This is a genomic window from Flavobacterium ginsenosidimutans (genome assembly GCF_003254625.1).
GTDB lineage: Bacteria > Bacteroidota > Bacteroidia > Flavobacteriales > Flavobacteriaceae > Flavobacterium > Flavobacterium ginsenosidimutans.
Genome location: NZ_QJRJ01000071.1, coordinates 171,069 through 183,477, shown reverse-complemented (window position 1 = coordinate 183,477; position 12,409 = coordinate 171,069). Strand labels below are relative to the sequence as shown.

The following is a 12,409-nucleotide window of genomic DNA, read 5'->3' as shown; positions in this document are numbered from 1 at the left end:
ATCTGCAAGCCGACCACTGCGACTCTGAACTTCACCAATGTAATGCGTGTGGACGGCAATAACACGCAATTCTACAAAACTGCAAAAACAGAGAGTGTGGAGAAGAACCGCCTGTGGATGACTCTGAGCAATACCGAAGGTGCCTACAAACAGGTTCTGCTTGGCTATGCGCAGGGAGCGACAAACGATATCGACGTAAACTACGATGCGGCAACGATGGGATCAAATTCTTATGTTGACTTCTACACCATCAACGGGACAAAGAAACTGACTATCCAGGGACGCGCGCTTCCATTTGACAATACGGAAGTGATTCCGCTGGGATACAAATCAGCCATTGCCGGCGATATGACAATTGCAATTGACCAGGCGGACGGATTCTTTGACACTCAGGAAGTTTATCTGGAAGATAAGACAGCGGGAACGGTAACCGATCTTCGCGCCGGAAATTATACTTTCAATACAGCTATTGGAACTTTCACAGATCGATTTACCCTTAAGTACACGAATAAAACTTTAGGGAATGAAGAGTTTGAGAATCTTTCAGATGGAATAACAGTTTCTGTAAAAAACAAAGTAATCAAAGTTTCTTCATCAAAAGAATCGATTAATGATGTGGCGATTTACAATGTTCTTGGTCAAGAAATCTTTAGCAAAAAGAAGATCAACAGTACCGAATTACAGATTTCTAATTTACAAACAGGAAACCAGGTTTTATTTGTAAAAGCCAATCTCCAAAATGGTTACATTTCTAAAAAGAAAATTATACTTCATTAATATTTTAGCTATAAAAAAACCCATCGTTAAGATGGGTTTTCTTTTTTATTCTTCTTTCAATTCGTCAATTACTTTTTTTATCTCTTTGGCATATTTTCCATAAAACTTTTGAACCCACCATTCTAAAGAAATTCCCATAGATAGCACTGTAAAAACAACAATCGCAAAGAAACCTATTAATTGTCCATTAGAAAATTCAAAATTTGATAAACCAGAAGTCTTAGAAAGACCGTAAAAATAAAATCCTAATAAATAAATAACCAAAAAGGGAGTCAGCGAAAACCCAAATGTTTTATACAATTCCATATTTAATCTAATATCAAAATAGGTCTCATACAAACTGTCTTTTGTTTTCAAAGTTGTTGCATTTAACCGTTTAAAAAAGAAATATAATTTTACTAAATAATAAACGCAAACCGCCAAAAACAAACTATAAATCAAATAATACAAAAAAAACATTTGTGCATTAAAATGGCAAATCAGCGGAATAGTCCCCAAAAAAAACATAGATATTATTTGATAAACAAATTCATTTTTAAGATTTCTTCTGATTTTATCCAATGGCATATTAGCCGATTGAATCTTCTCTAAGTTTTTTGGCAAAATAACATTTTCTGGCTTATCGTTATTCCATGCATTTTGTATTTCGTTAAAATCCATATCCCTGATTTTTTATAATTTCTTTTAATTTTTCCTTAGCCCTATTCAGTTTTACTCTCGCATTTCCTTCAGAAATACCTAAGTTCTCTCCTATTTCTTTATGAGAGAAACCTTCTAACTGATAAAAAATTATGGCCTTATCTATTTTTTCGAGTTTCTGTACCGCTTTGTAAAAATGATCCAACTGACTTTCTTTTATATGAGAATCACTTTCATCATCTTTAACATTCTCCGAAGGAATTTCATATTTATCTACTTTCCGTTTTTCTTTTTTCAGAAAGACAATTGCCGTATTTACCGCAACTCTATACATCCATGTCGAAAACTGGCTTTCATTTCGAAAAGACTCATAGGATTTCCAGAGTTGGCATACAATCTCCTGAAACAAATCCTGCTGATCATCAGAATTATCCATATACATCTTAGAAACTTTATATAAAATTCCTTTATGGCTTTCTATCCGATTTAAAAACTCTTGTTCTTTCTCTCTCAAAACAGATTTAATTCATCACAGGTTTTACAGTATATCCTTCTTTTCTCAATAAATTAATAACTCCATACTCACCTCCTAAATGCGCCGCTCCAATAGCGATAAAAATACTATTTTGCTTTGTTAACTCCGGTATTTGTTTTACCCAGTTTAGATTTCTGTTATCAAGAATCTGCTTTTTAGTTTTTTCACTTGTAAATCGTTTATCTGTACTAACTGCATACATGGCTTCGATATTTTCATTTTTATAAGCATCAACCAATTCAACTGTTTCATCAGGAGTTGATTCTTCTAAAAGCGCCAGCATTTCATCATTAGAATAAGCATTTTCAAAAATTTCAAATTGAGATTTAACAGATTCTAATCCCGCAATAGAAACATTTCTTTTTTTGGCCGCATCCGAGAATTCCATTTCATAAAACTTTAAATCTGTACAGCCAAAACTTTTCATAGAAATCAAACTCAAAACAGTCAAAAGACTAAAACTATCTACTTGCTGAACTGACATTCCTGTACTCTTTTTTAAAATTAAATCTAGTTTAGCCAGCTGTTCTGGAGTTAGCTTTTTGCTCAACGGCTCTTTTCCCATTGCCAATTGCTGCATTTGGCTCATTTCATTCGGGTCTGTAAAGTTGATTTCTAAAAACAATTTATCCGATTTTTCAAAAGCGTTTTTGGCTTTTTCTGATAAAAAATAATCTTTTGAACAGATCATATGAATCGTTCCGTACAAATAAGAAGATTTTTGAAGTCCTTTCCCTGAAACCTCCCAAAGAAGAGAATTTTCAAGTTTTGGAGTTTTTGTTTGGGCTGAAATAATACAAACAAAGAAGAATGCAAGTGCTGTAACTATAAATTGAAATCTGGTTTTCATGATTTAATGTGGTTTATTTGATTACAGCTTGTAAGTAATCGAATAAACGAAACGTTACAAAAAACTTTACTCTTTTTTCAAATTTAAGTTTTGGAAAATCAGAATTTAAAAAACAAAGTCTCTAACTAATTCTAAAACCTGATTAATTTCTTCCTGCGAATTATAACTGTGGATACAAAAACGAAGACGCTCCTGGCCCTCTGGAACAATTGGCGAAAGAATCGCCTGCACATCGAATCCTTTATCTTGAAGTTCCTGCGCTAACTTTTTTACGTTTTCATTTCCTGGAACTATAGCAGAATGTATTGGAGATTTACTATGAACGAACATTGGTTTTAAACCCAGCAAATTTTTCTGCTGATTAAAAAACACAATATTCTGACGAAGCTTTTCTCTTGTTTCTTTTTCAATTTCTAATTGCTGATAAGCTGTAAAAATTGTTGCAACAGAATGTGGAGATAAACCTGTACTGAAAATAAAGCTTCTTGCAAAATTCACAAGATATTCTTTTAGTTCTACAGATCCTAAAACAGCCGCACCTTGACATCCTAAACCTTTACCAAAAGTCACTATACGAGCAAAAAAACGATCATGCAATTGTAAATACTGCGTCATGCCTTCTCCTTTTTCTCCAAAAACACCCAAAGCATGAGCTTCATCTACGACCAAATAACAATGGTACTTTTCTGAAAGTTGAATCAGTTCTTCTAGATTCGGACTATCGCCGTCCATTGAAAAAACAGTTTCTGTTACAATATAGATATTCGTATTTGGGAATTTAAGAATAAGACGTTCCAAATCTTCAATATCATTATGGATAAAATGGTGTGATTGAGCGCTCGACATTGCAATTCCATCTTTTATTGAAGCATGACATAATTCATCATACAAAACAACATCATTTTCTTGCGGTACAGCACTAAAAAAACCTAAATTGGCATTGTACCCCGAATTAAAAATTAACGCAGCTTCTGCATCATGAAATTGCGCTATATAATTTTCTGCAATTTGATAAAGAGAATGGTTTCCAGTAATCAATCTTGAACCAGTCGCTCCATTTTGCAGCATTTCATTTTCTAGTAAATTGGCATGAGTGTGCTTGAAAATAATTTCTGATTTAGAAAATCCGATGTAATCATTTGAAGAAAAATCTACCAGATTAGTAAAAACAGGCAGTTTCCTAAAAAGATTATTCCCCTTTCTATTTTCGATTTTCTGGTTAAGATTTTCAGGTATTTTCATAAAACAAAGTTATGCAATTGAAATTACAACAAAATAAAACAGCGGATACTATTAAGATCCGCTGTATAAATTTAAGATTTAAATTGCACTAATAAAAGGCGATTGTCTGATATAATGTGATTCGACCATCTCTTTCACTATAAACTTCGAAATATCAAAAGCCGAAATTTTTTCTCCCAAACAATCTTCCAAGTTTACAGAGATTTGAGCAGTTTCATCAGAAAAAATGATTAACGGAACTCGAACTTGCGTCCAATCTATTTTACTTTGAGCCAAAAGATCATAAGTTAATTGTCGGTCTTTTTGGATTTCAGGAAAATTCGTTTTCATCCAATCAGTCGCCATAATTGTTTTCGGACTTTTTTTATCAAATGGCGTATCAATATTCAGTCCTGCCAGCAAAACATACCTTTGAATATCATATTTGTCCATCGCTTTCAGAATATTTTTCGTCGCCTGGCTTGCCACCATTGGCTCTCCAGGCCTTTGTCCAATCGTACTCAATACGGCCTGACAATCCTTAAGCAATACATTTATAGATTCTTCATCAATAGCATCACCTTTGATAATTTCTATTTTTGAATTTTGAATAGTAAAGTCGTCTGGATTTCTTAATAGTAGTTTTACACTAAATCCTTTTTCTAATAACTGGTTTACAAGATATTTTCCAGTTCTTCCGCCGCCGCCAAGAACAGCAACTTTTGATATATTTTTCATATATATTCTTTATAAAATTTGACATAAAAAATTATGCTTCATTTTCTAATCATGAAGCAAAACTGTAAAAGCTTACTGAGCTCTTACTATTGACCAAATATTTTATAAAGAGATTTTAATACTTCAAAAGTAATAAAATAAAAAAACCAGACAAAACGTCTGACTTTCAATTTATTGTATTTTTTCTTTTTCTACCCATTTAAAGTTTCCTTTCTCAGTAGCATCTAGTAAATTAACCTGCAAACCATCTGCTATTTTTAATGCATAACTAAATGCAGATTTCAAATCTAAATGAACAGAGATCGACTTTTTCTTTGTTTCAGATAACCATATATATATTTCAAAGTCGCGATCTGAATGATTTTTATATACCGATATATATTGTACATTTTTAAAAACAGAATCTTTACATAATGGAATCTTAAACAGAGTAAAATTAAATCTAACTGTTTTCAGTTTGGAACTTGTATAAACTCTTTTTGTAAAAGTCAGTCCTGCCGCACAGATTAACATAAAAAATGTTGCCAAAACAAATTTCAGTACTTCAATTATTTTTCCTGAAGAAAAAAGATCCAAGGTTTTAAAAATCATTGAAATTGAAAAATAATATAATGGCAATGCAATCAGAAAATGCCAAAAAGGCCTTTTTGACTTATAAATCAATTGATCAAATTCTAATTCTTGCATTTGCCAAAAATAAAAAAAGCCAGACAATACTGTCTGGCTTTTTAGCTTATTTTGAAATTGTTTTAGTCAACTAATACAATTATCTTATTGTTTTTCATCTCGATTGTTCCTGACTTAATCTCTAAAGTATAAGTTTGGTCATTAACTCTCGTGAATTTATCAGCAGCCTCTTTAGAAAAATTGAAGCTTGGAGCTGCAATTTTAATAGTTCCTTCTTCTAAGATAGAAACAATTGGCGCGTGATGATTTAAAATCTGAAAGCTTCCATTAACTCCTGGCAAGCTAACCGAAGTTACCTCTCCTGAAAATAATTTCGCTTCTGGTGATACTATTTCTAAAATCATTTTTTTTGAGTTATGAGTTATAAGTTATGAGTTATAAGTGAGTAGAAACTCATAATTTATAACTCATAATTCATAATTTATATTAAGCTTCAGCTAACATTTTCTCTCCAGCTTCGATTGCATCTTGAATAGAACCTTTCAAGTTGAAAGCAGCTTCTGGAAGGTGATCTAACTCACCATCGATAATCATGTTGAATCCTTTGATAGTATCTTTAATATCAACTAATACACCTGGGATACCTGTAAATTGCTCTGCTACGTGGAATGGCTGAGACAAGAAACGTTGTACACGACGTGCTCTAGATACTGCAAGTTTATCTTCTTCAGATAACTCCTCCATACCTAAGATCGCGATGATATCTTGTAATTGTTTGTATTTTTGAAGAATTTCTTTTACTCTTTGTGCACAATCGTAGTGCTCGTTTCCTAAAATTTGAGGAGTTAAAATTCTTGAAGTTGAATCTAATGGGTCAACCGCAGGATAAATACCTAACTCAGCAATTTTACGAGACAATACAGTTGTTGCATCTAAGTGCGCGAAAGTTGTAGCTGGCGCCGGGTCAGTTAAGTCATCCGCAGGAACGTAAACCGCTTGTACAGATGTAATAGATCCTTTGTTTGTAGATGTAATACGCTCTTGCATAGCACCCATCTCAGTTGCCAATGTTGGTTGGTAACCTACCGCAGATGGCATACGTCCTAAAAGTGCTGACACCTCTGAACCTGCTTGTGTAAAACGGAAGATGTTATCAACGAAGAATAATACGTCTTTTCCTTGGTCTGATCCAGCTCCATCACGGAAGTACTCAGCGATAGATAATCCTGAAAGTGCCACACGTGCACGAGCTCCAGGTGGCTCATTCATTTGTCCGAAAACGAAAGTAGCTTTAGACTCTCTCATTCCTGGCATATCTACTTTAGATAAATCCCATCCTCCATTTTCCATAGAGTGCATGAAATCATCACCGTATTTAATAATTCCTGACTCTAACATCTCACGAAGCAAGTCATTTCCTTCACGTGTTCTTTCACCTACTCCTGCGAATACTGAAAGTCCACCGTGACCTTTTGCGATATTGTTGATCAACTCCTGAATCAATACTGTTTTACCAACACCTGCACCACCAAACAATCCAATTTTTCCTCCTTTTGCATAAGGCTCGATCAAATCGATTACTTTGATACCTGTAAATAAAACTTCAGATGAAGTTGATAATTCTTCAAATTTTGGTGCTGGTCTGTGAATTGGCAGACCGTTCTCTCCAGTTTTTGGCAATTCGCCTAAACCGTCAATGGCATCTCCAACAACATTAAATAATCTTCCATATACATCTGGACCGATTGGCATTTGGATTGGATTTCCAGTTCCAACTACTTCATATCCTCTACTTAAACCGTCTGTTGAATCCATAGAAATGGTACGAACAGTGTTTTCACCAATATGAGATTGTACTTCTAGAACTAAAATAGTTCCGTCTTTTTTAGTGATTTCTAGTGAATCATAAATTTTTGGAAGTTCAACATCTTTACCGTTGAAAACTACGTCTACTACTGGTCCAATGATTTGAGCAACTTTTCCTATTACTTTTGACATTACTTATGTATTTATTAAATAGCTATTTAGGTTTATCGAAAATACCTCTTTTTTCAGAGCGCAAAGATAATTTTTTAAAATATAAAATCAATTTTTTTTTCATAAAAAATACCATGATTTTGTTTGATTCATAAAACTTGCCTAAAAAATAACAAAAACAGCATTTTTTTTACTAAAAGAAAAAACCGCTGCATCTTAAAAATGAGCGGTTTTTAAAGTTAAAAAAATAGCTTTAATTATAATGTAGCAGGAAATAAAACCGGATAATTACCAATATTAACTCCTTTTAAGTTCGAACCATATTTCGCATTAATTGCTTCTATAAATTTATTAGCAATAAAAGCATACCCCCTTGGAGAAGGATGAACTCCATCTAAAGAAAACATACCTCCAGTAACAAATGTTGATTTTAATGTAAAATTGTTTGCCGTAATTCCGTTTGACGAATTTAATTGATCCATAAGTGTTTTAGCATCAACAAAAGCCAAACCATTTGCTTCTGCCGCTGCCTCAATTACCAAATTGTAAGCTATTGTAGCCGCTTCTATCTCATCTACTTCAGAAGGCAATAAAACATATCTGTCTGGCAAAGGGAAAGTAATTCCTAATTGTGACAAAGAAGGAGAAGGAGAAGCAATTCCGTCTGCTGGCACGCTCGGAGCTTTACCTATTCTAGAAGAAGCACCTAAACAAATTAAATCTGTAGATACCGCTTGTCTTGCTTTTCCAAAAATCTGTCCCATTACTGTAGCAGTTGTAGCATCTAATCCACCGCCCATTAATACCGCTTTTAGATTTGCAGAAAGATCTGGCAAGTTTTCATCAACAATTAATAACGGATTATTTTCTGTTGTAGACAAAAGCTTAATTCTATCTCCTTGCCCTAAATAGGCTAACGCATTATGCAAAGGACCATATAATTGAACATTTAAAGCCGCAACCATATTAACTCCTTCAACCGTTAAATTTGCTTGAGTAAGCTGATTGTAAGCAATTACATGAAAATGGGGAAGAGTTGTTATATTAGGAAGATTAGCAATAACTCCTTTTCTTCCGCCAGCCACAAGCTGAGCAACCAAGCCTTTATATGCCGCTTCAAAAGTTGCAGGAGGCGTTAAAGGATTCACAGCAGGATCTCCACCAGCAGTTGCATAACCCAATTCATCGTTCCCTCCAATCCAAAGCGAGAAAAAAGTAGGATTTTGAATTAAAGCATCTGCCAAAACAGTTGTTGTTGCACTCGATGCAAAACGAGCAAAATATGGATTTGCCTTTCCTAAAGCAACTCCAGCAACATCGCCATAACCAGGAGCTAGCAAATGAAAACTTTTAGCTCCAGGAACTCCTAAGTTATTAAATGTTCCCGATAAATGTGCTGTAACTTCAGTTGTTGGCACGCCACTTACAGGATCAACAGTTGAAGCAGGATGTTCTGGCGTTATTTTGGTATTAAAATACAAACGTGGGCCAGCAACTACATTTCCGCCCAACAATAATCCTCCAATATTATCATTTGCAAAAGGCATTTTAAATTCGCCTCCACCTACTAAAGCAAACTGCTGCGCTAAAATATTTGGATACGCTCCCTCTTGTCCTTTTATAAACAGAGCATTATCACTAAAACCTGCAGCAAAAGAATCACCTAAAGCAACATACTTTGAAAAATCAGCACTACCCGCAGTCAAAGGTTTACCATCAGACGACTCTACAACAGGAGCTACATCGTCATCACTATTACAAGCCATAAAGGTTAACGAAACCAATAAAAGCCACTTGAAATTTTTTATCATAACTTAATATTTTTATAATTACCTGTTTCCAAATTTTACATTAAGAAACATCAATAATGAATTTGACTTAGAATTAATAATTATGGGTTAATAGTCCAAGAAGCAAAATATTGCTGTCCGATTAATCCAGCTCCAATAACTTGGTAATATTCTTTTCCACCAATATTAGCTGCTCCTAATTTCACAACAGATTTTAACTTTGGAATTCCATAGTTTATCTGAGCATCAATTACCGTAGCAGATTTAATTATACCATCAGCAAAACCAGCCTGCCATAAATATTCACTGTTCCATCTTCCGCTAACATTAAATCCGAAATTTTTAAACAGCTTATCATTTCCAACCGACATTTTAATTCTATGTTTTGGCGTATTAAATCCAGGCTCAAAACTTGGATCTTTTGCTTGATCAAAATCAAATTGAGCATAGTTGTAATTCACTCCTAATTCGAAGTCGGCAATTATTTTTCTAGAAAGCCCAACCCCAAATCCTAACGAATGTATTTCTACATCTGAATTTGTATACAATTGATACGCTCTATATTCTCCGTTTTGAAGCGCTCTAATTGACTGAACACCTGGATCAGAAACACCTGCCGCAATATTCGGATTATCCTGAGCAGTTCCATAGAAAGGAGAAACTACATTTAAATTACCAATAAAGTCGTTGTAAATATTATAGTATCCATTAAGATCTATTGATGTACCTTCAAAAATAGAACGGTAACCTAATTCAAAAGCTTTTACTTCTTCTGGTTTCACATAATTTGCTCTTGATTTCTTTAACAAAGCCGCTGCCGCTACAGGATCACTTCCCGCCATTGCAGAAAATGCAGTTACCGAACTTGCTATATAAGAATTTCCATAAGCATCATTACCATTCATAACTTTTGTTGGACTTCCTGCATATGCCTGTCCTTCTGCGCTAAGAGTAAAAGTTTCATTGAATCTAACCAAGTTATCTGGAGCAGAACCAAGCAATACTGCATTTCCGATATTAAAACCTATATACTGATCTTGAGTTGTTGGATTTCTAAAACCTGTTTGGAAAGACCCCCTGAAATTGTGATTTCTTTTTTCTCCAGCAGAATATACAAGAGACAAACGTGGAGAATAATTACCATCAAAGTTTTTAGATTTATCATAACGAAGAGATCCTGTAAACTTCAATCTGTCGTCCATAAATTTTTTCATCAATTGCGCATACGCTCCATACTCATTATAATTAATTGGGCTATTTGCATCTGTATAAATTCTTCCGTGTGAGTTAAGTTCGTATGCTCTGAAAGAACCTCCAACTTGAATTTCAGCAAATTTTATAATATCTCTAAAATTATAATTTGCATCAGAATGATACATTTTAGAATTATCAACCAATCTTGATCCGCTAAGAACATCTGGATCACTTATAACTTGATTAAACGCATTTTTAAATTCAGGTGTTCCTGGCAAGAAACGACCAGTATCTGCTGTAGCTCTAGCAGTTGCATGAGCCTGTTGCGGTGTCATACCTGCTAAAGTTCCTTGAATATAAGCTCCAGCATATTGACCAAACCAAGTATTATCGTCTTTCCATTTTCTGTTTACGTTAATACCTGTAAAAACCATATCGTAAGAATGGCCTCCATCTTCTGCAGTCATATACCCTCTTAAGAAAAAGTTTTTTCCTTTAAATTCTAATTTATGTTGCTGCATAAAAAAGTCATTTAAATAATACCTGTTTGCACCTTGATAAACGGCATTACCTGTACCAAATTTACTTTGCCAGATAATTTCCAATCTTTCATCTCCAAAAGGCCTTCCATGCAAAGAGAAATCTACCTTCTTATTCGCAGCTTTATTATCTGTTAAATCAATCTCATTATACCCCGTTCTACTAACAGTTGAATTTGGCAAAAGATTAGATGCACCAGCTGGAATCAACCCCATTGCCTCTAGCTTTAAACCAACACCTTTAATGTTTGTAGAAGCCTCATCACCATATACGTTTATACCATCATAACTAGGATCTGTTCTATCGAGACCGCCTCTTGTTTTATCGTTATAATTTGTTGCGTACCAATCTGTAGCCTGCATATAGGTAAAGTTGGCTTTTGCAGCAAAGTATTTATTGAAAGCATGAGCCAATCGTATACCAAAATCATAATATCCATTTGTGCCTGCCGCCTCTTGCGAAGTTGCTCCATATTTAAAATAAGTTGAAATACCTGGATTTGTAAACGGACTTTTACTTGTCATGAATAAAATTCCATTGAAAGCATTTGCTCCATACAAAGCAGATGATGCTCCTGGAAGTAATTCCACACTTTGAACATCAACTTCCGAAACCCCAATCATATTTCCTAAAACAAAGTTCAATAAAGGAGACGAGTTATCCATTCCGTCTACCAACTGCATGAAACGAGTATTCGCAACAGTTGCAAATCCTCTAGTGTTGATTGACTTGAATGACATACTACTAGTGTTCATCTGCACCTCTTTCATATTTTCTAAACCATCATAAAAAGAAGGTGAAGCTGTTTTTTTGATTTCCTGAACCCCCATTCTTTCAATTGTTACTGGAGATTCCAGAACTCTCTCTGGTGTTCTAGATGCAGAAACTACAATTTCATCTAATTTGTTTTCTTCATCTGTTAAAATAACACTTAACTTCTGATTTGTTGATGTCACACTAATTGTTTTAGACACAAATCCTACCGCCGAAACTTTTATTGAAAAAGGCAGTTTAGAATTGGTCGTCAATTTAAATGAACCATCAAAATCAGTGGAAGTACCACTATTTTCTCCAACAACGACAACATTAGCTCCTGGAATAGATTGTTTGGTACCATCTGTAACCGAACCTGTAATTGTATTCTGCGCAAAAGATATTCCGCTGAATAACAACATAATTAGCAAGTAGACTCTCATTTGGGTAGTTTTTTCGTTAGTATATGTAGCCAAAATACACAAATATTTTAATATGCATAAAAAACTGTTAAATAAAATTGATATTTTTCATCAATTTGTACAATATTTTAACTATTTGCTAATTGAATTTATTAGAATAAAAACAAAGAAATACAAAAGAAAAATCAATATACTATGCATACATATAATTTTTTATCAAATTTTTGAAAATTTCATAAAAATACATATCCAGAAAAAAATTTCTGATAATAAAAAAAAGCGAGACCTAAATCTCGCTTTTTTAACATTTTTAACCTTTTAAACTTACTTGGAGTTTAGTTTAACT

The 12,409-nt window shown here is 33.9% G+C and carries 11 protein-coding genes; 1 reads left to right on the top strand and 10 read right to left on the bottom strand.

The window, feature by feature from the left end:
• Positions 1-777, top strand: a 777-nt coding sequence (locus tag DM444_RS06430) for a T9SS sorting signal type C domain-containing protein (protein ID WP_162614928.1), incomplete at its 5' end; no start/stop codon positions are given.
• Between the two features lie 45 nt (positions 778-822).
• Here the strand turns inward: DM444_RS06430 and DM444_RS06425 are convergent.
• The 10 genes from DM444_RS06425 to DM444_RS06380 all read right to left on the bottom strand — a co-directional run bounded on the left by DM444_RS06425 (position 823) and on the right by DM444_RS06380 (position 12,084).
• On the bottom strand, positions 823-1,437 hold the full coding sequence (locus tag DM444_RS06425; protein ID WP_111284974.1) for a hypothetical protein: 615 nt from the start codon (positions 1,435-1,437) through the stop codon (positions 823-825).
• A complete protein-coding gene (locus tag DM444_RS06420) occupies positions 1,427-1,930 on the bottom strand; it encodes an RNA polymerase sigma factor (RefSeq protein ID WP_111284973.1) in 504 nt (167 codons plus the stop codon). The genes DM444_RS06425 and DM444_RS06420 overlap by 11 nt, the downstream gene beginning before the upstream one ends.
• A 7-nt stretch (positions 1,931-1,937) precedes the next feature.
• Entirely contained in the window at positions 1,938-2,801 is an 864-nt protein-coding gene (locus DM444_RS06415; RefSeq protein WP_111284972.1) for a TraB/GumN family protein, read from the bottom strand.
• A 105-nt stretch (positions 2,802-2,906) separates the two neighbouring features.
• Positions 2,907-4,043: an aminotransferase class I/II-fold pyridoxal phosphate-dependent enzyme gene (locus DM444_RS06410; protein ID WP_111284971.1), complete on the bottom strand. Its 1,137-nt coding sequence runs from the start codon at positions 4,041-4,043 to the stop codon at positions 2,907-2,909.
• Between the two features lie 78 nt (positions 4,044-4,121).
• A complete protein-coding gene (locus DM444_RS06405; protein ID WP_111284970.1) occupies positions 4,122-4,760 on the bottom strand; it encodes an NAD(P)-dependent oxidoreductase in 639 nt (212 codons plus the stop codon).
• A 171-nt stretch (positions 4,761-4,931) separates the two neighbouring features.
• The gene (locus tag DM444_RS06400) at positions 4,932-5,447 is read right to left on the bottom strand and encodes a hypothetical protein (protein ID WP_162614927.1); all 516 of its coding nucleotides are present in this window, start codon (positions 5,445-5,447) and stop codon (positions 4,932-4,934) included.
• Between the two features lie 62 nt (positions 5,448-5,509).
• Positions 5,510-5,791, bottom strand: a complete 282-nt coding sequence (locus DM444_RS06395; protein ID WP_111284968.1) for a FoF1 ATP synthase subunit delta/epsilon — start codon at positions 5,789-5,791, stop codon at positions 5,510-5,512.
• 82 nt (positions 5,792-5,873) lie between these two features.
• The gene (atpD, locus tag DM444_RS06390) at positions 5,874-7,385 is read right to left on the bottom strand and encodes a F0F1 ATP synthase subunit beta (RefSeq protein WP_111284967.1); all 1,512 of its coding nucleotides are present in this window, start codon (positions 7,383-7,385) and stop codon (positions 5,874-5,876) included.
• Positions 7,386-7,621: 236 nt separating this feature from the next.
• Positions 7,622-9,175, bottom strand: coding sequence for an SGNH/GDSL hydrolase family protein (locus tag DM444_RS06385; protein ID WP_111284966.1), 1,554 nt, complete (start codon positions 9,173-9,175; stop codon positions 7,622-7,624).
• Between the two features lie 80 nt (positions 9,176-9,255).
• Complete coding sequence (locus DM444_RS06380; RefSeq protein WP_111284982.1) at positions 9,256-12,084, bottom strand: TonB-dependent receptor domain-containing protein; 2,829 nt, start codon at positions 12,082-12,084, stop codon at positions 9,256-9,258.
• Positions 12,085-12,409: the final 325 nt, after the last annotated feature.